Source organism: Providencia sp. wls1914 (genome assembly GCF_009706645.1).
GTDB lineage: Bacteria > Pseudomonadota > Gammaproteobacteria > Enterobacterales > Enterobacteriaceae > Providencia > Providencia zhijiangensis.
In genome coordinates this window covers 170,679-192,605 of record NZ_WLUN01000002.1, presented here as the reverse complement: position 1 = coordinate 192,605, position 21,927 = coordinate 170,679, and the positions used below count along the sequence as shown (strand labels likewise).

20 protein-coding genes and 3 pseudogenes are annotated in these 21,927 nt (G+C 43.8%); 3 read left to right on the top strand and 20 right to left on the bottom strand.

Going from position 1 to position 21,927, the window contains the following annotated elements:
- Positions 1-4 precede the first annotated feature (4 nt).
- Complete coding sequence (gene fadA / locus GKR74_RS00805; protein WP_154602110.1) at positions 5-1,171, top strand: acetyl-CoA C-acyltransferase FadA; 1,167 nt, start codon at positions 5-7, stop codon at positions 1,169-1,171.
- Positions 1,172-1,422: 251 nt separating this feature from the next.
- On the opposite strand, the gene fre is transcribed toward fadA, so the two are convergent.
- The 3 genes from fre to pepE all read right to left on the bottom strand — a co-directional run bounded on the left by fre (position 1,423) and on the right by pepE (position 4,444).
- A complete protein-coding gene (fre, locus tag GKR74_RS00800) occupies positions 1,423-2,124 on the bottom strand; it encodes an NAD(P)H-flavin reductase (protein WP_154602109.1) in 702 nt (233 codons plus the stop codon).
- Between the two features lie 10 nt (positions 2,125-2,134).
- Positions 2,135-3,607, bottom strand: a complete 1,473-nt coding sequence (gene ubiD, locus GKR74_RS00795; RefSeq protein WP_006658346.1) for a 4-hydroxy-3-polyprenylbenzoate decarboxylase — start codon at positions 3,605-3,607, stop codon at positions 2,135-2,137.
- Positions 3,608-3,718: 111 nt separating this feature from the next.
- A complete protein-coding gene (pepE, locus tag GKR74_RS00790) occupies positions 3,719-4,444 on the bottom strand; it encodes a dipeptidase PepE (protein ID WP_154602108.1) in 726 nt (241 codons plus the stop codon).
- 174 nt (positions 4,445-4,618) lie between these two features.
- Between pepE and rfaH the strand changes: the two genes are divergently transcribed.
- Positions 4,619-5,113: a transcription/translation regulatory transformer protein RfaH gene (gene rfaH / locus GKR74_RS00785; RefSeq protein WP_154602107.1), complete on the top strand. Its 495-nt coding sequence runs from the start codon at positions 4,619-4,621 to the stop codon at positions 5,111-5,113.
- An 86-nt stretch (positions 5,114-5,199) separates the two neighbouring features.
- Here the strand turns inward: rfaH and tatC are convergent, their stop codons facing one another.
- The 17 genes and pseudogenes from tatC to ltnD form a co-directional block, all read right to left on the bottom strand.
- Positions 5,200-5,961 carry a Sec-independent protein translocase subunit TatC gene (tatC, locus tag GKR74_RS00780; protein ID WP_036954937.1) on the bottom strand — a complete coding sequence of 254 codons (762 nt, stop codon included), beginning with the start codon at positions 5,959-5,961 and terminating at the stop codon, positions 5,200-5,202.
- Between the two features lie 3 nt (positions 5,962-5,964).
- Positions 5,965-6,501, bottom strand: coding sequence for a Sec-independent protein translocase protein TatB (gene tatB / locus GKR74_RS00775; protein ID WP_036954940.1), 537 nt, complete (start codon positions 6,499-6,501; stop codon positions 5,965-5,967).
- Positions 6,502-6,504: 3 nt separating this feature from the next.
- On the bottom strand, positions 6,505-6,792 hold the full coding sequence (gene tatA / locus GKR74_RS00770) for a twin-arginine translocase TatA/TatE family subunit (protein ID WP_036954943.1): 288 nt from the start codon (positions 6,790-6,792) through the stop codon (positions 6,505-6,507).
- A 113-nt stretch (positions 6,793-6,905) separates the two neighbouring features.
- The gene (gene ubiB, locus GKR74_RS00765) at positions 6,906-8,540 is read right to left on the bottom strand and encodes a ubiquinone biosynthesis regulatory protein kinase UbiB (RefSeq protein WP_154602106.1); all 1,635 of its coding nucleotides are present in this window, start codon (positions 8,538-8,540) and stop codon (positions 6,906-6,908) included.
- A pseudogene (locus tag GKR74_RS00760) lies at positions 8,530-9,180 on the bottom strand (ubiquinone biosynthesis accessory factor UbiJ); the annotation flags it as partial. The pseudogene GKR74_RS00760 and the gene ubiB, both read right to left, overlap by 11 nt.
- 1 nt (position 9,181) lies before the next feature.
- Positions 9,182-9,937 carry a bifunctional demethylmenaquinone methyltransferase/2-methoxy-6-polyprenyl-1,4-benzoquinol methylase UbiE gene (gene ubiE / locus GKR74_RS00755; RefSeq protein ID WP_036954951.1) on the bottom strand — a complete coding sequence of 252 codons (756 nt, stop codon included), beginning with the start codon at positions 9,935-9,937 and terminating at the stop codon, positions 9,182-9,184.
- 75 nt (positions 9,938-10,012) lie between these two features.
- On the bottom strand, positions 10,013-11,368 hold the full coding sequence (gene rmuC / locus GKR74_RS00750; RefSeq protein ID WP_336431284.1) for a DNA recombination protein RmuC: 1,356 nt from the start codon (positions 11,366-11,368) through the stop codon (positions 10,013-10,015).
- Positions 11,369-11,473: 105 nt separating this feature from the next.
- A complete protein-coding gene (locus tag GKR74_RS00745) occupies positions 11,474-12,004 on the bottom strand; it encodes a DedA family protein (protein WP_154602104.1) in 531 nt (176 codons plus the stop codon).
- Between the two features lie 184 nt (positions 12,005-12,188).
- Positions 12,189-12,971, bottom strand: coding sequence for a tyrosine-protein phosphatase (locus GKR74_RS00740; protein ID WP_154602103.1), 783 nt, complete (start codon positions 12,969-12,971; stop codon positions 12,189-12,191).
- 282 nt (positions 12,972-13,253) lie between these two features.
- Positions 13,254-14,009: a uridine phosphorylase gene (gene udp / locus GKR74_RS00735; RefSeq protein ID WP_006658334.1), complete on the bottom strand. Its 756-nt coding sequence runs from the start codon at positions 14,007-14,009 to the stop codon at positions 13,254-13,256.
- Positions 14,010-14,292: 283 nt separating this feature from the next.
- On the bottom strand, positions 14,293-15,669 hold the full coding sequence (locus tag GKR74_RS00730; protein WP_036954960.1) for a GntP family permease: 1,377 nt from the start codon (positions 15,667-15,669) through the stop codon (positions 14,293-14,295).
- A gap of 11 nt (positions 15,670-15,680) precedes the next feature.
- Complete coding sequence (gene denD, locus GKR74_RS00725; protein ID WP_154602102.1) at positions 15,681-16,640, bottom strand: D-erythronate dehydrogenase; 960 nt, start codon at positions 16,638-16,640, stop codon at positions 15,681-15,683.
- A 57-nt stretch (positions 16,641-16,697) separates the two neighbouring features.
- On the bottom strand, positions 16,698-17,465 hold the full coding sequence (locus GKR74_RS00720; protein WP_036954967.1) for a DeoR/GlpR family DNA-binding transcription regulator: 768 nt from the start codon (positions 17,463-17,465) through the stop codon (positions 16,698-16,700).
- 9 nt (positions 17,466-17,474) lie between these two features.
- A complete protein-coding gene (otnI, locus tag GKR74_RS00715; protein WP_154602101.1) occupies positions 17,475-18,254 on the bottom strand; it encodes a 2-oxo-tetronate isomerase in 780 nt (259 codons plus the stop codon).
- Positions 18,247-18,906 (bottom strand): annotated as a pseudogene (gene otnC / locus GKR74_RS00710) (3-oxo-tetronate 4-phosphate decarboxylase). Before otnC ends, otnI begins: the two are co-directional and overlap by 8 nt.
- Positions 18,899-20,176 carry a 3-oxo-tetronate kinase gene (otnK, locus tag GKR74_RS00705; protein WP_154602099.1) on the bottom strand — a complete coding sequence of 426 codons (1,278 nt, stop codon included), beginning with the start codon at positions 20,174-20,176 and terminating at the stop codon, positions 18,899-18,901. Before otnK ends, otnC begins: the two are co-directional and overlap by 8 nt.
- A gap of 2 nt (positions 20,177-20,178) precedes the next feature.
- Positions 20,179-21,081 (bottom strand): annotated as a pseudogene (ltnD, locus tag GKR74_RS00700) (L-threonate dehydrogenase); the annotation flags it as partial.
- 421 nt (positions 21,082-21,502) lie between these two features.
- On the opposite strand from ltnD, the gene GKR74_RS00695 reads away from it, so the two are divergent.
- Positions 21,503-21,892: a YidB family protein gene (locus GKR74_RS00695; RefSeq protein ID WP_154602097.1), complete on the top strand. Its 390-nt coding sequence runs from the start codon at positions 21,503-21,505 to the stop codon at positions 21,890-21,892.
- Positions 21,893-21,927: the final 35 nt, after the last annotated feature.

Genomic DNA, 21,927 nt, shown 5'->3' with positions numbered 1-21,927 from the left:
TCCTATGGAAAATGTCTTCATTATTGATGGTATACGCACACCAATGGGCCGTTCCAAAGGCGGTGTATTTCGTCATGTAAGAGCAGAAGACCTCTCTGCACACCTGATGAATGCAATTTTTGAACGCAATCCCAATGCGAAAAAGAAAGAGTTGGATGACATTATTTGGGGATGTGTTCAGCAAACCTTAGAGCAAGGTTTTAATATCGCCAAAAATGCGGCATTGTTAACTGATATCCCGCACACCGTGCCAGCCGTTACAGTCAATCGCCTTTGTGGCTCTTCGATGCAAGCCATTCATGATGCAAGCCGTTTCATTATGACGGGCGATGCACACTCCGTTTTGATTGGCGGTGTTGAGCATATGGGGCATGTTCCAATGACTCACGGTATTGATTTCAATCCAAAGCTCACATTACGCGTAGCAAAAGCCTCTGGAGCAATGGGTTTAACTGCTGAGATGCTTGCTAAAATGTATAAAATCAGCCGAGAAGAGCAAGATGCTTTTGCATTGAGATCTCACCAACGCGCGGCTGCGGCAACCAAGAATGGTAAATTTAGCCGTGAAATCGTTCCGATTGCAGGGCATGATGCCGATGGCAATCTGATTTCAATCAACTATGACGAAGTCATCCGTTTTGATGCCACTTTGGAAGGACTCGCTGCACTAAGACCCGCTTTCGACCCTGTCAGTGGTACTGTGACCGCAGGCAATTCGTCAGCACTGTCTGATGGTGCTTCAGCCATGCTACTTGCCAGTGGATCTTATGCCAAACAGCATGGATTAAAACCTCGTGCAAAAGTTCGAGCCATGGCCGTGGTTGGTTGTGATCCATCCATCATGGGATTTGGACCGGTTCCTGCAACTGAGTTAGCGTTAAAGCGTGCGGGGCTGACGTTGAATGATATTGATATTATTGAACTTAATGAGGCTTTCGCGGCTCAGTCTATTGCTTGCCTAAAAGGTCTGCAAATTTCAGAAAGCCAAGTGGATCAGAAAGTGAATTTAAGTGGTGGAGCAATCGCTTTAGGGCACCCTCTCGGTTGCTCTGGCGCAAGGATCACAACCGCGTTACTTAATCAGTTAGAGCAACATGATAAGCAGTTTGGTTTAGCTACAATGTGTATTGGATTTGGGCAAGGCATCGCCACAATTATCGAAAGAGTCTAATTCATTTTGCCGTTACATTGTCGTATCTTGCAATGTTCCCGCCTAGTCAGGGGCGGGATTTTTTTATCCACAAAACAGCTGTGAAACTCAATCAACCAGAATATTGAATACAACTCAGTCCATCCCCTAAATAGTTCAGGTCACAGGTAGGCGGCAAGTAAAGCTATCCCTTGAGCATACTGGAGTATGTGATAGGGTAGCTTTATGAAGCCAACACCCCTGTGGCTTGAAATATAACGGGGATACTCAAATTACAAAAAGTCGAAAGCATCGCCAAACAACTGGGTGGACCTTGCCCCCCTCTCATTACAAAACCTATCCCGCGCAATCTTCGCCATCTCAAAACGCCCTGCAATATAAATATCATGCCCAGACAAATCACCGAAATCTTCTAGCACGGTACTCAAAACAGTTCCCGTTCTTCCACGCCAATTTTCATCCGGTTGCTCAACAACAGGGACAACTTTCAGGTTAGGATAACGCTCACTAATAGCTTGTAATTCACCGAGATCATACAAATGCTCCAACTGGCGACCACCCCAATAGAAAGTAATATCTCGTTGAGGATTTTCAGCCAGTGCAGCCAATAAAATAGAATGGGTATAAGAGAAGCCAGTACCGCCTGCGATCAAGATCATCGGGTTTTGGCTATTTTCACGGAACCACGCTTTGCCGTGAGGAATATCAATATCAATACGTTGCTGTTCTAAAATACGATCCATCACCGCCATCGCGTACAAATTAAATTCTGACGCGCCAATATGCAGTTCGATAGATTGATTATTTTCAGGTGTAGAAGCCATAGAGAATGGTCGTTTGTCTCTTTCATCCATAACGACCATAAGATATTGACCCGCTTTAAAATGAAAAGGTCCGTCTGGCAACAAAATAACCCGATAAACTGTATCCGTGATAGATTCAACAGATGTGACTTTACAGCTCAAAGTTGCCATGATTTTCCTCTTACTTTTCAATAATATTTAACTGTTCCCAGATATCATCTACGCGGGATTTGACACTCTGCGTCATGACAATTGGGCGTCCCCACTCACGGTTGGTTTCTCCCGGCCATTTATTGGTCGCATCCATTCCCATTTTGGAACCAAGTCCAGAAATCGGTGATGCAAAATCGAGATAATCAATCGGTGTGTTTTCCATCATGACAGTATCGCGAGCTGGATCCATACGTGTTGTGATGGCCCAAATAACATCTTTCCAATCACGAGCATTGATATCATCATCACAAACAATCACGAACTTAGTGTACATGAACTGGCGCAGGTAAGACCAGACGCCCATCATTACTCTTTTTGCGTGTCCTGCATACTGTTTTTTCATGGTAACAACCGCCAGACGGTAGGAACAACCTTCTGGTGGCAAATAGAAATCCACAATTTCAGGGAACTGCTTTTGTAAAATAGGTACTAAAACTTCGTTCAGGGCTTCCCCTAATACTGCGGGTTCATCCGGTGGACGACCTGTATAAGTAGAGTGATAAATCGCATCGCGACGTTGAGTCACATGAGTCACAGTAAATACCGGGAAATCATCAATCTCATTATAATAACCCGTGTGGTCGCCATAAGGACCTTCTGGTGCCATTTCGCCAGGTTCAATATACCCTTCAAGGATAATTTCAGCCCCAGCGGGAACTTCTAAGTCATTAGAAATACACTTTACAACTTCCGTTTTATTGCCCCGGAGTAACCCAGCAAAAGCATATTCAGATAGCGTATCAGGAACCGGCGTCACTGCGCCTAAAATCGTTGCGGGATCAGCACCTAGCGCCACAGCGACTGGGAATCGTTCACCTGGATGTGCCTGACACCACTCTTGGAAATCCAGCGCACCACCGCGATGAGATAACCAACGCATAATAACTTTATTTTTACCAAGGACTTGCTGGCGATAGATACCTAAATTTTGGCGTTCTTTATGAGGGCCTTTCGTGACCGTTAAACCCCAAGTAATCAGCGGCGCAGCATCTTCCGGCCAGCAATGCATTACAGGGATCTTAGTCAGGTCAACATCATCACCTGCCCAAATCTCTTCCTGACAAGGCGCTGAGCTCAAGCGTTTAGCTGGCATATTCAGCACTTGCTTGAATTTCGGCAATTTGTCCATTAAGTCACGAAAACCCTTCGGAGGATCTGGTTCTTTCAAGAAGGCGAGTAACTTACCCACATCATGTAAGGCTTTAATATCTTCTTGCCCCATTCCCATAGCAACGCGCTTGGTTGTACCAAACAAGTTACACAGAACGGGCATGTTATAGCCTTTAGGATTTTCGAATAGTAAGGCTGGCCCCCCTGCTCTTAGTGTACGATCTGCGATTTCAGTCATTTCCAAGTAAGGATCGACTTCCATCGTAATGCGTTTTAGTTCGCCTTGCTTTTCAAGCTGCGCGATGAAATCTCTAAGGTCACGGTATTTCATTATCTTCTTTTACTATTACAGGGGGAACCTCATTATAAGGTTCCCAGCCAAGGTTACAAGTTGCTGTTAAACATACTTAATAATCAATATCTTCAGATTAAGTATATCACTTTACTTGCAATCAAACGGAACATAATCCTTTAATGATACGGTATCAAATTGCTCAGAGAATGTTTTGTTGTGCTGAAACAACTTGAAGCCTTCATTTTTGCCACTGAAGTAACTTAACTCATTACCTTTGATCTGTAATCCGCTACCTTCACGTAACGCAACAACCACTTCATGAGGGTTAATAACACAGAATTCTTGTAGGCGCTCATCGCGTGTTTCACCCATATGCCCAGAAATATGCGCATCAATATAGTGTGGGTTGATTTGCATTGGGAACAGACCCAAGGACGGCATGATAACTGCATTACTCACAGGCATATCATTCGTTGTACGAATGCTTGGAGTCGCCACGTTGCAACCTGCGCTCCAACCAATGTAAGGTACACCGCGTTCACGTACTGCACGTTGGATAGCAACAATTAAGCCATTCTCATGCAAGCATTTATTTAACCACCATGTATTACCGCCACTCACAAGAATACATTCTGCTTGTTCGATGGCTTCTACTGGGCTCTCAAAATGTTCAATCGAAGTCACTTTAATACCTAAAGCATCGCTTAACTGCTCCGCGCGCTCATCGTGAGAACCTCGTAAAACAGCATAAGGCACTAATACTGCAGACTTAATCTGTTTACGTTCAATCATTTCGCTAATTCTTGGTAATGCGTAACTTAGCCATACAGGGTTGCCGGAAAGTTTGCCATTACTCAGTAAAAAGATATCCATGGTGTCTCCTACAAAAAGTGTATTAACTGCTGTGTTTATTGTGTATCTAATTTCGTAACTATCGAATTAATCGATACTTGTGTAGATGAATAATATTGTGCTACTCATCATTAGTCACATTCTTATGCCTTAATTTGTTATCATGAGCATAAATTTGTTGGATGGGATCAAAAAATGGAAAAATGGTATTTGCTGTATTGCAAACGAGGGCAACTGGATAGAGCGGTTGAGCACTTAACTCGACAAGATGTGACTTGCATGACTCCAATGACTGAAATGGAAAAAGTCGTTCGAGGCAAACGCACAGTTATCACTGAAGCGCTATTTCCCAATTACCTGTTTGTAAAATTCGATCATGAGCAAATTCATACAACCACTATCCAATCTACACGTGGTGTCAGCCACTTTATTCGTTTTGGCGCATTACCGGCTGAAGTTCCTGAAGAGATAATTAACCTCATACAGCAGACGCCTATCAGCCATACTCAATCTCCAGATCTCCCTTCTCAGGGAGACAGTGTTGTTATTACTGAAGGCATTTTTGCCGGTGTTAAGGCCATCTTCAATGAACCAAATGGTGAGTCGCGTTCTATTCTTTTGCTTAACATCTTAAATACCACTGTCGCAAAAGTCATTGATAATACGCAATTTAGAAAAGAGTCCGAATAAGTTTTTCGCGATATATTTGCTTCAAACAGGCATAAAAAAAGCCCATTGAATGGGCTTTTTATTTCACAATAACGTTGTCACCGTGACTATTCTTCTGGCTCTTCTTCTTCGTCATCGCCTCTACGTCGACCTTTGCCAACATAGAAATTCGACAGTAATACCCCAAGCTCAAACAGCAAGTACATCGGTACTGCGAGTAGAGTTTGCGATAAAACATCTGGCGGAGTCAGGAACATCCCAACGATAAACGCACCTACTAAAATGTATGGGCGCTTACGTCTGAGTGATTCTGGAGTCGTTACGCCAGTCCAGCACAGTAAAATAATCGCGATTGGCACTTCAAACGCAGCCCCGAATGCCATAAACAATGTCATGACAAAACTGAGGTATTTGCTGATATCAGGTATAAAGTTAACACTTTCTGGCGTTGTTTTTACAAAGAAGCCAAAAGCTAACGGGAATACCACAAAGTAAGCAAATGCCATTCCTAGATAGAATAGGAAGCTACTTGATACCAGTAACGGCAGCATTAATCGACGTTCATGCTTATACAGCGCAGGCGCGATAAATGCCCAGACCTGGTACAAAATGACCGGTATCGAAACAAATACAGATACCATCATGGTCAGTTTAATCGGGGTAAAAAACGTCGATGCTACGTCTGTCGCACTCATTTGAGAGCCAACAGGCAGCTTATCAATCAAAGGCGCAGCAACAAGGCGATAAATATCATTTGAAAAATAAGCGAGCGCCGCAAAGACGATTAATACCGTAATCAAACAGTTTAGTAGCCGCTTTCTTAGTTCAATCAGGTGGCTAATAAGTGGTTGAGCATCATTGACAGCCATGTGTTATTTTTCACTTTCTGTTTGATTGGAGTTTGTTACTTTAGCATCGAGTGGCTTAGAGTCTGTTGGTGTTGCTGAAGCTGGTTTTTCTTCAACAACTGCAGCCATCTTAGCAGCATACTCAGGATCAGGGTCTGACTCTTGAGTTTGCGAAGAACTAGCATGGGATTCCTTTACCGCAGCATCGTAGTTTTCTGTGATCTCTTTTGCTTTGTTCAACTCAGATTGGACATCATTGGTTGTTGCCTGATAACCACTTTGTAAAGACAAAGCAGCATGACGCAGGTCATCCATCGACTTTTTAAGTTCTGGAGAAAGAGTTTCCAAACCCGCTTTCTCTTCAACTTTTTTAAGAGTCTCTTGCAGTTCTTGCAATTTCAGTTCTTGTGATAGCTCATTCTGGACATTAGCAGCCATAGAGCGCATAGCACGAATCCAACCAGCAACAGTTCTCACTGCCACTGGTAGACGTTGTGGGCCTAATACCACAAGACCGATGATCGCAACTAGCAGTAGTTCACTAAAACCTATGTCAAACACGGTTTATCCCTGCTCTTTATTTTTGCTCTCAACTGGGCTGTCTTTTTTTTCAGGAGCCTGTTGTTCAGTGATATTTTTTGGTGCAAAATCAGCGTCTTGCTTCTCTTGCTCTGCTTTCGCTTTTGCAGCTTCATCATCACTCATTGCTTTTTTGAAGCCTTTAAGTGATTCGCCCAAATCAGAACCTAAAGAACGTAATTTCTTGGTGCCGAAAATTAAAATGATAAGCAAAGCAATGATAATTAATTGCCAAGGACTACCGAAAGCAGCCATTGCAAAAGTTGATTCCATTGTTAATACCTCTATAGTTTTGGGATCAATTGTAACTAACTCTATTATATACAACCAACGCTAAATACGGAAATGATCACAGCCTTATAAACTTGTCGCAAAACAAAGTCTACTTAATTATCCTCTCCTTTACACCAACCTACAAGCCACGACAATGCACCTACAGCCATAAATGCTGCTGCAATTCGGGTTAAGTCGGAAATAAAGAATAAGCTACCACAAAGAATAAAGGTTGCCCCAATTCCTAATAGGTACTGTGATTTACGTTGTTTAGTGCGTTGGTGCTTTAACTCTTGTGTAAGCTGTTCAATATTAGACTGCAAGAAACGGTGCTGCTTTAATGCCCCATAAATCAAATCGGGGATTTCTGGCATTTTCTCCGCCCAATATGGCGCTTTTTCTTTTAACGCTTTGGTGATAGCCGGAATACCCACTTGGCTATGGATCCAATCCTCTAAGAATGGTTTTGCTGTTTTCCATAAATCCAACTGCGGGTATAACTGACGACCCAAACCTTCAACGTACAATAAGGTTTTCTGCAATAACACCAATTGCGGCTGAACTTCCATATTAAAGCGACGGGCGGTATTGAACAGATTCAATAACACATGCCCAAATGAAATCTCAGCTAATGGCTTTTCAAAGATAGGCTCACAAACGGTGCGAATAGCAAACTCAAAATCTTCAACATTGGTATCTGGCGGAACCCAGCCAGAATCCACATGCAACTCAGCAACTTTACGGTAATCTCGATTAAAGAAAGCAATAAAGTTTTCAGCTAAATAGCGCTTATCTTCTTTGTTAAGTGAACCCACGATCCCACAGTCGATACCAATATAGAGAGGATCTTCTGGGTGGTCGTAGCTAACAAAAATGTTGCCCGGGTGCATATCTGCGTGGAAGAAACTGTCACGAAATACCTGGGTAAAGAAGACTTTGACGCCCCGCTCTGCCAGCAACTTCATGTTCGTGCCTTGCGCTTCTAATGCCGCAATGTCTGAAACAGGAATACCGTAGATACGCTCCATGACCATCACGTTTTCACGGCAATAATCAGGATAAACTTCAGGGATATACAGCATAGAACTGTTTTCAAAGTTGCGTCGTAACTGGATAGCGTTAGCGGATTCGCGAAGAAGATTTAGCTCATCAATTAAGGTTTTTTCGTACTCACGCACGACTTCTTTAGGGCGTAAACGTCGTCCATCAGGAAGAAGAGGAACCCAATTGGCGATACGGTACATCAGCTTAATATCCGCTTTGATGACAGGCAAAATATCTGGGCGAATCACTTTCAAAACAACATCTCTGCCATTTTCTTTTAATGTTGCAGTATGAACTTGGGCAATCGACGCAGAGGCAAGAGCTTGCTCATCAAAGTTATCAAACCATTGTTCTAATGGACCACCGAGTGACTCTTCAATATAACGACGGGCTAATTTACCATCGAAACTCGCCACTTTGTCTTGTAATAATGACAGCTGGTCAGCAATTGCAGGAGGGAATAAATCTCGGCGAGTCGAAAGCATTTGACCAAATTTGATCCAAACCGGCCCTAATTCTTGTAATGCTAGGCGCAGTCGTTCACCAAGATCTTTATCTTTGTGTCTGTTTTTGATCCAAAAAAAACCTAACCGCCCAATTCTTAAAGGCAATGTCAGCTTAATTTTAGGGATCAGCTCATCTAGTCCATAAGAGAGAAATACCCGAATAATGAAGTAAAGACGTTTTATTTCACCGGGAGTCATTCTTCTCCTCCAACTGATTGAGTCGTTGTTCTAACTGACTCATTGAATTTGAAACCTGCTCAACTTCATCGCTAAAATGCACTAATTCCAGCTGGCTTGGCGCCATTTTCCACTCTTCCAGAATAATGTCTTTAACGTATGTTTTTTGGCGACTGACTAAACGAGACGCGAGGCAAGCCCCTTTACCTAACACTTTACTGATGCCTTCTGCCGCAACATCACCAATATAAGGGGATAAATAATGAGCTGGGTTCCAGATAGCTAAATCCAGTAATGAAGACCAGTGTTGAACAATTTGCATATCGCCTTCAATCACAATGTCACCATTATTGATGAGTTGTGAAAGCTGCTGCTTATCTTTCAACTTAATCAATGTAAACAGTGACGTTTTGATAGTGCAATCTGCAGGTTCTTGCCATTCACTTAATACATCAACATGATTTTCAGCAAAAATAAGTGTCAGGGTTTTATTCAGCTCTTTAAGCTCAATCCCCATCACTTTACCCGCTAAACGCATTCTTGCAGGTTGCAGGACTTTTTCCTTGAACAACATGTGGTTCAAGGAAGTTTCCATTAATGCCGTCATCAAGGAATACAAAACAGTATTAGGATTTTCAATATGCGCTGATGGTGCTTCCATCTTAGAATTTAAACCCTTTATGTAATGCAACAATACCACCGGTCATATTGTCATAAGAGACTTGCTCAAAACCTGCGTTTTCCATCATCCCTTTCAAGGTTTCTTGATTTGGGTGCATACGGATAGATTCAGCCAGGTAACGATAGCTTTCAGGATCATTCACAATCACTTGACCAATACGCGGTAAAATATGGAATGAGTAAGCATCGTAAGCTTTGTTCAGTGGTTCAAGAATTGGTTTAGAGAACTCAAGCACTAATAGGCGTCCACCCGGCTTCAATACGCGGAACATGGAGCGTAATGCTTTATCTTTATCGGTGACGTTGCGTAAACCAAAAGAGATAGTAATACAGTCAAAATAGTTATCAGGGAATGGCAACTCTTCTGCGTTCGCTTGAACGTAATTAACATTACCAACAATGCCTAAATCGCGCAGTTTCTCGCGTCCCATTTTTAACATTGAATCGTTAATATCTGCGAGAACCACTTCACCTTTTTCACCCACAAGGCGAGAAAATTTTGCAGTGAGGTCACCAGTTCCACCAGCAAGGTCAAGTACGCGTTGATTACGACGCACACCACTCGCTTCGATTGTGAAACGTTTCCAGATACGATGAATACCAAAAGACATTAAGTCATTCATCAGGTCATATTTAGAGGCTACAGAGTGAAAAACATTTGCGACTAGGCCAGCTTTTTCTTCTTTCTCTACAGTACGGAAACCAAAATCGATGGTTTCTTTTGTTGGTTCGGTCATTTCTATTATGCCTGTTAATCGTTCAAACTTTTTTGTGAAGTGTACCAGCCTTTGAGTGAAAACCCTATTATAACTCTAAGATTCCGCACAATTAGACTTGTCAGCCCGCTCAGCTAGCTGAGGGTCTATAGATTGCTTAACTTCCACACCTAACTCTTTAAAACTTTCCGCTTGAGCAAGCAAATTACCTCGGCCTTCAGCAAGGCGCTTCATTGCTGAAGAATAAGTATGATTTGCTTTCTCTAAACTCGAGCCCAATACCTGCATATCATCAATAAATAAACGCAGCTTATCGTACATTTTAGCGGCTCTATCTGCGATTTCTTGAGCATTTTGCTCTTGCCGTTCATAGCGCCACAAATTATTAATGGTACGCACGGCCACCAGTAAGGTGGATGGACAAACCAACATAATATTCAGTTTTAATCCTTCATCAAGTAGTTCAGGCGCTTCTTTTAATGCTAATAAATACGCAGGCTCAATCGGAATAAACATGAGCACATAATCTAAAGAGCGAACTCCCGGTAACTGATGGTAGTCTTTGCGACTGAGCATTTTCATATGGTTACGAATGGACGCCACATGCTCCTTGATGCCTTGCTGCTGCTGTTCTGGATCATCGCTATTAAAATAGTGTTCATAAGCCACCAGCGACATTTTCGCATCGACCACCACATCTTTGCCTTCAGGAAGATGGATAATCACATCGGGTTGATAGCGGCTATTAAACCCCGTATTGATGCTTACCTGAGTTTCAAATTCACTGCCTTTTCGCAGCCCTGAAACTTCTAAAATCCGCGTTAAAATCGTTTCCCCCCAGTTCCCTTGGATTTTATTATCTCCTTTTAGGGCTCGGGTTAAATTGACCGCTTCTTTGGTCATTTGGCTATTTAACTGCTGTAATTGGCGAATTTCATAAGTGAGTGTATGGCGCTCTTTGGCTTCTTCACCATAACTTTGCTGTACTTGCTGGCGAAACCCTTCAAGTTGCTCACGAAACGGTGACAGCATCGCCATTAAATTTTTCTGATGTTGTTCAGATGCTCGACGTTCGTTCTGCTCAAAAATACGATTGGCTAAATTTTCGAACTGAGCGGTAAGGCGCTGCTCGCTGTTTTGTAAAATCCGTTGTTTTTCTTCATTGGCGAGTTGCGTCTGCTCAAAGCGGGTCATCACTTCCCGCAGCTCTGCTTCCTGTTCGCGGTTAATATCCCGCTGTGTACGTAGCTCCTGATCGAGCCTGTCACATTCATCTTTCCACTGCGCTAAATGCACATTTTTTTCATCGCTCGCCGCCAATTGGCGGTATACCTCTTGTAGCTCTCGCTCTTTTCCCGCTATTTTTTGGACAATAGAAAACCAGACCGCTAAACCGCCGACCAAAATGCCGCTCAAGGCGCCAATAATTGCATATAAAAGAGAGGTATCCACGACTCAATCCTTACTTTTTAAAATCTAGAGTAAGGTAATGGGATACTGTATAAGTGTCCAGAGGTAAATCTCCCAACGGCTACTTTTTGCGAGCGGCTTCGCAGCTTATCCCATCCAACTCGCAAACCAACGTAAACCAAGCGCGCCAGGGGCTAAAATACCAAACGCCCAAATCATCGCTGAGGCTAGGTTAGCGACTTGGAAATGTCGCTGCTTCATTTCACAGATCCCCGCAACAAGCGGCACTACCGCCCTCAGTGGCCCGAAAAACCGACCAAAGAAAATCCCCCAAACACCCCACTTCTCAAAGAAGCGATGCCCTTTGTCTACCATTTCAGGGTTGCGGGAAATCGGCCACATTTCACGAACTTTATCTTTATAGTGAAAACCAAACCAATAAGAGACCCAATCCCCGAAAAATGCGCCCAATGCAGCGGCTAACCAAATCGGGAAAAAGGCAATCTCACTTTCACCAATTAATGCCCCTAGCCCAAGCAAGATAACGGTCGCAGGGAGCAATAACGATAAGAAAGCGAGGGACTCGCCAAACGCAAGAATGAACACAATAGGGATAGCCCACACTTCGTGAGCGCGAGTGAATTCTGTAATGACCGTGACAATTTCATTAATGCTCAAGGGCGAATTCCTACGGTTTGAGATTAGTATGTTAACTATGAGTAGACTAAGTAACTATTATTCAGCTAATTAACTGTTATTAAGATAAGCAATTATTACGCCGCTAAGTGAATATATTATAGTTCTTGGAAGTAAATAAAGTTGCAACAAAACTGGCGCATTGCAACTTCAATTCCGCAGAGGTTTATTCGAGGAAGTAACTTTGTAATACGCTGCGCTGAGCGTTATCTAATCCAAAGTCTTTTTCTAGCCAGCTATCCACACCGCCATAATTATTTTCTATACTTTTCAATGCAGTTTGTAAAAATTCTTCACGAACAGAAAATACATATTCGAATTTTTTCACCACGTTTTCACTCATGGTCTTGGAGAACTCTTCGAGTAAATGATTACGAAATGGCGCTAACGTCTCGTTCGTTAAAAGGTAATCATCCATTACTGTATTCACATCTGCGCCCAGCGCAAACAGCACGAGAGCCGAGCCAACTCCTGTGCGGTCTTTACCCACAGCACAGTGTTGCACAAGCCCACCTTTTTCTGGCTGCTTCAACATGTTCACTAATTGGTGATAAGCGGCATTATTCAACGGAAGCAACTCATAGAGGCGGAACATAAAAGCTTGAGGATCAAACTGTTCTAGTACTTCTGGGGTGAGTTTATCAAGATTCGCACTCACTTCTTTTGCCAGCGGGTTCGCAGGGGCATGTACATAATGAGCGCCACGCCACACCACATCTGGTTTATCCAAAATTTCAGCTTCATCGCGATAATCGATGATTTGGAAAAGGTTTTGTGACTGTAAGACTTTTTCATCATCTTGGGTTAATCGGTCGAGCGCCCCAGAACGAAATAAAACACCGGGCTTTATTTTTCCGCCATTGGAAAGCTTTTTTCCCCCTAAATCACGAAAGTTAATTCCACCTGTTAAAGGCAGTACAGAGGGGTGAAGGTAAGGTTTGGTTGACATACGTTTTCCCTTTTTAGCTCTGTCATTGCTCAAACTAAAAATAAACGAAATCATCAATTACTTGTAATTTGAGTAACTTAAGAGGCTTCTATTAATTGTTTTAAATGACAATAACAGATTCATCGATGAAGGGAATAAGAAAAACGCGAGAAAATAAATTTTGCGCTGATCAATTAGAGATACAAGAATATTTAAGATGCATGGGTAGCACGATGATAACTGAACCCGTTTACCGCAAATCCACAACCGAGTGAAGTCAGTAAACGGGTCAGCTAATTAGGATTACAGCAGGCGACGAGCAGCTTCGACAACGATGCTCAGAACATTGCCTTCTGTTTTTTTCAGAAGCGCTTCATTTGGAATTTCTTGCTGAGTACGGTTTACGATAACCCCAGCGACCATACCTGCACGCAGGCCTTGGCTTGCACACATGGTTAACAGCGTTGCAGATTCCATTTCATAGTTCATCACGCCCATGTCTTGCCACTCTTTCATTGAACCTCTGAAGTGACGCATTACGCGGCCTGTATAGGTGTCGTAACGTTCTTGACCTGGGTAGAAAGTATCGGAAGATGCGGTAATACCGACGTGTACAGTTGCACCCGCTTCTGTCGCCGCAGCATACAGCGCATTAGTACACGTGAAGTCAGCAACTGCAGGGAATTCCAGTGGTGCAAAGTGCTGGCTTGCGCCATCTAAACGAACCGCACCTGTGGTGACAAGTACATCACCCACATTGATGTTTTCTTGGATTGCGCCTGTTGTACCAATACGTAAGAAAGTACGGATACCTAACTGAGCCAGCTCTTCAACTGCGATAGAAGTTGATGGACCACCAATACCCGTTGAGCAGACAATCACGGCTTTGCCATCGAGCTCGCCACGCCATGAAGTGAATTCGCGTAATGAAGCCAAATGTACAGGGTTGTCCATCAGACGTGCAATTTTTTCAACACGGTTAGGATCCCCAGGAACAATAGCAACAGTTGCACCCTGTAAGTCACTCTTTTTTAAACCTAAGTGGAAAACGTCAGACATATCAAACTCCTTTACACAATGGCATCATTGAATTAGTACGTTATTGTCAATATAGCGCTTAGCTTTGATTAATTTAGTGACCAATATCTACTTTAATAGAAACAGATACACTTGAATTTCATTAAAACGAGATCATGATCACAAATAAGTTATCTTAAGATGAATGTGAATAATGAGATACACCCAGTATAGATGAATGTTTGTGATTATCGAAAGAAAGCGCCCGAATGGGCGCTTTAGATAGGCAGAATATAGAAAATACTACAATATCAACATGCTAGATTTATAGCACGACATCAAGGATCAAGACCCCCACCAACCCGATAGCCCAAGCTATTGTTGTTGGAATAGACCAAACAATCATTTGTTGTTTAACGTCTTTGATCCCCATCATTCTGTTCACCACCCAGTAAAGGCTGTCGTTAAAATAACCGAAGAACAGAGACCCCATTGTTGCTGCCTGAGCTGCAACCAATAAGTTGATATCAGGAATTTGGCTAATGATTGGCGCAGAAATCGATGCTGCGGTAATCATTGCTACCGTTCCAGACCCCTGAATTAAACGCACTAATGTCGCGATAATAAACGGGATTAATACGGGCGTAATCGGTAAATTCGCGACATGCTCCGCAAGAATGGTTCCCGTCCCGCTGTCACGCAATACTGCACCTAATGCTCCACCAGCACCTGTCACAAGCAGGATGATACCCGCCGCTTGTAAACCCTCTTCCATACGGTCGATAACTTCTTCTTTCGATGCTTTTGGCATTAACGTATAGACCGAAATCAGGACACTAATAGATAAGGCGATAATCGGTGCTCCCAAGAATTGGAATGATTGGAAGTACCAATTATCATCCATACCTTGGAATGCGGCTGTTTTCAGTAATAATCCGTTGATAGCATTAATGAAGATCAACAGAATTGGCGTGATAATTGGTAACAATGATAAGAATAAGCTCGGTAATGGTTTGTTGGCTTTTTCTTCCATGTAACGCGCGTGCACTTCTTTTAAATCTTCGCTGCCCGTTTCATCTGGCATGAATTCTGGGTATTTAGTTCCCAGCCATTTAGCGTAGAACACAATTCCGATGACACACGGCACTGCCAGTGTCATTCCCGCTAAAATCATGGCACCAACATCAACCCCGAAGATCCCAGCAACACCGAGAGGGCCCGGAGTTGGTGGCACAGTATGGTGGGTAACAACCAGACCACCCGCCAATGCGACACCAAGGGTTAAAATACTGCGCTTCCCATTCTTCGCTAACGCTTTTGCCAGCGGATACAAAATAACGAATGCAGAGTCTACAAAGATAGGAATACTGACAATATAACCGGTAATTGCCAGCGCCCACTCTTCGCGTTTTTTACCTAACCATTTGATAAAACTATAAGCTATCTGCTCAGCAGCACCGGACACTTCCAGCACCCTTCCCATCATTACCCCGAGACCGATAACAATACCAATGCTACCGAGGGTCGAACCAAAGCCCTTTGTAATAACGGTGACGGTTTCCGCCGCAGTTAATCCCCCTGATAACCCTGCGATTGCAGCCGCAATCAACATCGCTAACAAGGCGTGAACCCGCGTTCGCAATACTAAAAAGATAAGGACAAATATGGCCACCGCGAGGCCAATAATAGGAATATAGGACATTATTTAATCTCCTATTTCGCACAGCCATGGTGCTTAATGAAGGAACGGATCGCATCGCTAAATGACCCATCAGCTTTAAAGCCTAAATCCAGTGCACGGCGAATATCGAATTTACCCGGCCAGCTTGCCACAATGCGGTTGATGGATTCATCCGGTTCAAAGCGAATTAAATCAACTACTTGTTGACCAGCGACATCACGCAGGGCATCAATCATCTCTTGTACTGTCACGGTGATCCCTGGCAGGTTCACTGTGCGTGAAAGACCAAATTTCTCTGCAGGAATCGAAACCGCATGGATGAAGTTGTTGATTACCGTTTCTGGGCTAGATAACCATAGCGCCAACTCTGGAGACACTGGGCAAACACTCTCAATCCTATTTAGTGGCTCGCGGATAATACCGCTAGCAAAAGAAGATGCCGCTTTATTCGGGACTCCCGGGCGAATACTAATGGTAGGTAAGCGCATCACGCGTCCATCCACATAGCCTTTACGGGAATAGTCGTTCACCATCAATTCACACATGGCTTTTTGAGCGCCATAAGAAGACTGAGGGTTCACAACACACAGGTCGGTGATCACATCTGGTAATTCACCGCCAAAAACCGCAAGGGAGCTGGTGAATAAAAACTTGATGGCAGGGTTTTTAGCGCGAGCGACTTCAAGCAATTGGCGAGTCGCATCGAAGTTCACTTTCATGCCTAAGTTAAAGTCACTTTCAGCATGGCTACTGACGATCGCCGCAAGGTGGAATACCACGTCAGTTTGCGCGTCAATCAGCTTATCTGCGGCTTCTGGCTGGGTTAAATCTAATGCAACGCAACTCACACGAGAGTCTTCAATAGGCGATGTAGGGCATTGAATATCCGCTAAAACGAGCTGGTTAAATTTTAATCCTTGGTTGTTTTTAAGCAAAGCAGCGGCTAGCTGCTGGCCCAGAAAGCCTGCGCCACCAGTAATAATAACTTTCATTGTCATTCTCCTTGCTATAACCCTGTCGGGCTATGCATCAGTAGGTAAGATGTTTTTTTATGTATTTATTAAATGAAGTTTTATGTTTTTTTCGAGTATCCGTTGCACCACATCAGACGGTAAATGTTGGTCACAAATGATGTCGTGCAATTGATCTAATGGGCAGACACGGAACATACCGTATTTACCGAATTTACTGCTGTCTGAAACCAGTACACACCGACGAGCAACATCCAATAAAGTTTGTTTTATTTGGACTTTTTCCTCATGAGGAGTGGAAACCCCATGTTGCAGATCCCATGAGCTGGTACTAATAAACGCGATGTCTACATTCAGTGTCTGCAACATAGCGGCCGCCGTATTGCCAACACAGGAGTGATTGCGTTTATCAACCTGCCCGCCTGTGTGATACAAGTTCAGTTGTGATTTATTCATCAAGTACTGCATGATGGAAAAATCATTGGTCACGATAGTGAGATTAAAACGCTCACCCAATACACGGGCAATTTCAAAGGTGGTGGTGCCTGCATCGAGGTAAACCACCTGACCATCTTCAACCAGTGAGCTGGCAAATTGACCGATTTCGCGTTTCGTTTGATGATGAAGTCTTGCCTTTTCACTCCACGGAAGCTCTTGGCGTAACGCATCATTTAACCGAACTCCACCGCTAATTCCGACAACCTTCCCTTCCTCTTCCAACATGCGAATATCACGTCGAACCGTCATATGAGAGACATTCATTAAACCCACTAAGTCATTGATAGACACAGTTTGGTGCTCATAGACATAGCGATAAATAAAATCACGACGTTCGGAAGGGATCATTCGGTTCTCCTAGGAATTAGCTTGCTTTAGCCAGCCTAAACCGTCTTCGGTGCGTCCTGCTGGGTGGTATTCACATCCCAGCCAGCCTTCATATCCCATTTCATCGAGTTGATTAAAAATCCATGGGTAATTGACTTCACCGCTATCAGGTTCATGGCGAAAAGGTACTGATGCTATCTGAATATGACTAAATTTACCCCAAAGACGCTCAATTGTTTTCAATAAGTCACCTTCCATAATCTGGCAGTGATATAAATCCAATTGAATAAACACGTTTTCGCGATTGATTTCAGGTAACAGCGCTTCAGCCTGCTTTTGGGTCGTTAAGAAATACCCCGGCATATCGCGGGTATTAATCGGCTCGATAAGCACACGAATGCCGTGCTCAGCCATCACATCCGCAGCATGCTGTATATTCTTAATAAAACACGTTTTTTGCTCTTCAGGCGTGAATTTATCATCCACTTTTCCTGCCATAGCATGCACTTGCTTGCAGCCTAATGCTAAAGCGTACTTCAGGGCGGTTTGTACCCCTTGAGCGAATTCTGCTTCACGACCGGGAATAGACGCCATTCCACGCTCGCCAGCGCCCCAATTTCCCGCTGGCATATTGAATAGAGCTTGAGTAAGTTGATGTTTTTTCAATTCACCCGCAATAACATCCGCATCTTCTTCATAAGGGAAAAGATACTCAACGCCCTTAAAGCCAGCTTGAGCGGCACGTTCAAAGCGTTGAATAAACGGAACTTCGTTAAACATCATACTGAGATTTGCTGCAAATTTAGCCATGTCTATCGCCTCATTTCTGTGGATAACGGCTTTCGAGCTCATGAACCTGCTCTTGCGTTAACGTGGTGAAGCCGTGTGGGCGCAATGTAATGTATAGACGTGCGGTATCTTCTAATTCTTCCGCATTGAAAAACGCCTGTCTTAACGTTTTTCCGCCAACAACGGGGCCGTGGTTAGAGAGTAAAATAGCATTATGATTTGGCGCTAATTTTGCGATTTCTTCACCAATACGGTCATCACCCGGTGGTAAATATTCAATCAACGGTAATTTGCCCACACGCATCACGTAATAAGGCGTGATCGGCGGTAAGCAGTTTGCGGTATCTAAATTCGGTAAACAGGACAGTGCCGTTAGCCAAGGTGAATGTAGATGAACCACCGCTTGGCAATCTGGGCGCTGCAAATACATTGCCATATGCATGGAAACTTCTTTTGTTGGCTTGTCACCATCAATCCAGTTACCTTGCGCGTCTAGTTTGCTCAGGCGCTCAGGATCTAAATCGCCAAAGCTTGAGTTAGTCGGGGTGACAATAACGCAGCCATCCGGCAGGCGGGCGCTGATATTGCCTGCACCACCGCTGCTGTAGCCGCGATTAAACATTGACTTCGCCCAATCCACTAACTCTTGGCGTAGCGCCTTTTCATTACTCATTAACCATCTCCTGTGCTAACTGGAAGAAATTCTCTTGACCAAAATTGCCTGATTTCAGTGCTAACCAGTTACCGCTTGCTAAGTCTTGTACCCAAGGCACACCCGGCGCGATAGGTGAGCCAATACTTAATTGTTCAGTTCCAAGGCTTTGCACCACTTTTCCAGAGGTTTCTCCGCCCGCGATAATAAAAGTGTTATAACCTTGCTGCTGAAGTAACGTCACTACCTGCCCAAACACATTTTCTACCGCGGTACTCGATAATGCGGCGCCGTATTTTTCCTGTGTTTGCTTCAATAATTCTGGTGGTTGGGTGGCATATAACAAAGGCGCTAACCCTGTGATTTTCTGCTCTTTAACCCATTGCGCTAATACCGTTGCATAGTCTGGATTATTGATGCATTCGCCCACATCTAGCGCTTTGCTAGGTGCAACTTGCTGATAGTTTTGCACTTGCTTGTTGGTCATTAGCGAGCAGCTACCCGATAGAATGACCGTTTTTCTCTCTTTGCCCGTCGGCTTAGCACCACGGCTTTCGCCCTGACCCCAAGCTACTTGACTATCAATATTCGCAAGAGCAGCCCCCAATCCAGACCCGCCCGTTAATAAAGGCAGTGATTGCGAAGCCTGAGCAATAGGCAGTAAATCATCCATCGTGAAGCTATCCACAACCGCATAGCTGATATCTTGCTGGCTTAGCTGTTCTAACTGCTCTGTGATAGCGGCGCTACCCTTTTGTACGGTTGCCAAGTTAATCAGCCCCGCTTTACCTGCGGACTGTTTTTCCATGACGCGCATCAGGTTGGCATCGGTCATTGGGGTGACTGGGTGATGCTGCATTCCACTTTCATTGAGCAATTGACCATTCACAAACAGGTGCCCATGTACCACGGTTCGACCGTTAATAGGCAATGCAGGGCACACTAATGATAATGACGTACCCAGTTGCTTCATCAGCGCATCAGTCACTGGGCCAATGTTGCCTTTCTCGGTTGAATCAAATGTGGAGCAATATTTAAAGAAAATTTGCCGGCACTGCGCCGATTCCTTCAGCCAGCGGCAGGCATTAACCGAGGCACTAATGGCTTCATCCACAGGGCAAGAACGACTTTTCAAGCTCACCACAATGGCATCCACATCTTGAGGGATTGGAGTATTTTCATTCGGCTCATTCAGTAGCTGCACCACTTTCCAGCCGTTTTGTACCATAAAGCCTGCAATATCTGTCGCGCCGGTAAAATCATCAGCAATCACGCCTAATTTCACTGTCATGCCTTTTTCTCCGGTAAAGTAATTCCCTTAAAGGTTTTGATAACGGCACTATCATCCTGTAAGCCAAAACCTTCATTACTGGCTGAGATAAACATTTGATGCGCTGTTGCCGCCAGAGGTAGCGGGAAATTCAGCGCTTTTCCGGTTTGCATCACCAAACCGAGATCTTTCACAAAAATATCGACTGACGATTTAGGGGTATAGTCTCCGTCAAGTACATGCTGCATGCGGTTCTCAAACATCCATGAGTTACCAGCCGCATGGGTGACGATGTCATACATCACATCTAAATCGATGCCCGCTTTTGCCGCCAGCGCCATACTTTCCGCAGCAACCGCAATATGCACCCCCGCCAGTAGCTGGTGGATAGTTTTCACGGTTGAGCCAAGGCCGATTTCATCCCCCACACGATAAAGGCGCTCTGAAATTGCTTCAAATACCGTCGCAAGCTGAGTGAATAGCTCGGGGGAACCCGATGCCATGACGGTCAGTTTGCCTTCTGCCGCTTTAATCGCGCCGCCAGATATCGGCGCATCGACTAATAGAAGCTGGTATTCGGCAAGGCGCTGAGCTATCTGTTTTGTCTGCTCCGCCGCCAGTGTGCTGTGCAATACAATAATCGTATTTGGACGAAGCTGCTCTACCAGTGGTTTCTCACCACCAAACAAAATCGCCTCAACCTGCTGGCCATTGACGACGACCATAAGTAGCGCATCTAGCTGTTGCGCATACTGCGCGGCATCTTGCCCTGTGGCTTGTGCCCCATATTCGAGTAGCGTCTCACACGCTTGTGGATTTAAATCAAACCCATAGGTTGGGATCTTATTTCTTATTAGTGATTGCGCGATCCCCATCCCCATCGAACCCAGACCAATAACGCCAACATGGTTAACGGTATTTTTCATCTAGCCCCCTGATGTTGTCAGTTCCAACAAATGATAAATTCTGGTTAATACGGTTAGTTTTGGTAAATACTGTGAATTCTGGTGAATGTTGTGAATTTTCACATAACCAAATTCACAAACACATGACTATCATCACACTAAAGATAATATAAATTTTAAACAATTATTGATTATTTTATTGATATTTAAGTGTTTTTATATTTGACAATCTGATACTACCCTTCACAAGAAAGTGTGATAAAAACTGTGAGTAATTTGGTTGTTTTTTAATCCATTGGTTTTTATACCGATTAAATTCCCTCTTTGTCTCTGATTTTCATTGACCTGTTGAGTAAATTCCCCAAAATAGCCGCCTATTATTTTTTGTAAAATGTTCCATACTTGGTATTGAACGCATCAATTACGTTATCGAGGAGTCAAAATGGGTCTGTTTGATCAAGTGTTAAGCATGGTTGCAGGTGATAAAATGCAACAGTTTCAATCTGTTATTGATTGGGTTGAAAAGCAAGGCGGGCTCTCCGGTGTCGTCGATAAATTTAACACTGAAGGCTTAGGCGGGATCGTTTCATCATGGATTGCTGAAGGTGAAAATTTGCCAGTTAATGCTAGCCAGCTAATGCAAGTTTTCGGTGATTCAGGGATCCAAGAACTCGCTCAACGCGTTGGTTTAGATCCACAACAAGCAACAGATATGGTCGCGAAATATTTACCGACTATCGTGGATAGCGCGAGCCCGAATGGTGTGCTGCCAGAAAATATCGATTTAGCGTCAATTGGCATGAACTTACTGAAACAAAAACTGTTCGGTTAAGTCCAGTCTTTGGCACAAATAAAAGCCCACTTTAA

Excerpts from the sequence above, each read along its gene's own strand:
- fadA (WP_154602110.1), top strand. The coding sequence starts at position 5 with ATGGAAAATGTCTTCATTATTGATGGTATACGCACACCAATGGGCCGT.
- fre (WP_154602109.1), bottom strand. The coding sequence starts at position 2,124 with ATGGCAACTTTGAGCTGTAAAGTCACATCTGTTGAATCTATCACGGAT.
- ubiD (WP_006658346.1), bottom strand. The coding sequence starts at position 3,607 with ATGAAATACCGTGACCTTAGAGATTTCATCGCGCAGCTTGAAAAGCAA.
- pepE (WP_154602108.1), bottom strand. The coding sequence starts at position 4,444 with ATGGATATCTTTTTACTGAGTAATGGCAAACTTTCCGGCAACCCTGTA.
- rfaH (WP_154602107.1), top strand. The coding sequence starts at position 4,619 with ATGGAAAAATGGTATTTGCTGTATTGCAAACGAGGGCAACTGGATAGA.
- tatC (WP_036954937.1), bottom strand. The coding sequence starts at position 5,961 with ATGGCTGTCAATGATGCTCAACCACTTATTAGCCACCTGATTGAACTA.
- tatA (WP_036954943.1), bottom strand. The coding sequence starts at position 6,792 with ATGGAATCAACTTTTGCAATGGCTGCTTTCGGTAGTCCTTGGCAATTA.
- ubiB (WP_154602106.1), bottom strand. The coding sequence starts at position 8,540 with ATGACTCCCGGTGAAATAAAACGTCTTTACTTCATTATTCGGGTATTT.
- ubiE (WP_036954951.1), bottom strand. The coding sequence starts at position 9,937 with ATGACCGAACCAACAAAAGAAACCATCGATTTTGGTTTCCGTACTGTA.
- GKR74_RS00740 (WP_154602103.1), bottom strand. The coding sequence starts at position 12,971 with ATGTCAACCAAACCTTACCTTCACCCCTCTGTACTGCCTTTAACAGGT.
- udp (WP_006658334.1), bottom strand. The coding sequence starts at position 14,009 with ATGTCTGACGTTTTCCACTTAGGTTTAAAAAAGAGTGACTTACAGGGT.
- GKR74_RS00730 (WP_036954960.1), bottom strand. The coding sequence starts at position 15,669 with ATGTCCTATATTCCTATTATTGGCCTCGCGGTGGCCATATTTGTCCTT.
- denD (WP_154602102.1), bottom strand. The coding sequence starts at position 16,640 with ATGAAAGTTATTATTACTGGTGGCGCAGGCTTTCTGGGCCAGCAGCTA.
- GKR74_RS00720 (WP_036954967.1), bottom strand. The coding sequence starts at position 17,465 with ATGATCCCTTCCGAACGTCGTGATTTTATTTATCGCTATGTCTATGAG.
- otnI (WP_154602101.1), bottom strand. The coding sequence starts at position 18,254 with ATGGCTAAATTTGCAGCAAATCTCAGTATGATGTTTAACGAAGTTCCG.
- otnK (WP_154602099.1), bottom strand. The coding sequence starts at position 20,176 with ATGACAGTGAAATTAGGCGTGATTGCTGATGATTTTACCGGCGCGACA.
- GKR74_RS00695 (WP_154602097.1), top strand. The coding sequence starts at position 21,503 with ATGGGTCTGTTTGATCAAGTGTTAAGCATGGTTGCAGGTGATAAAATG.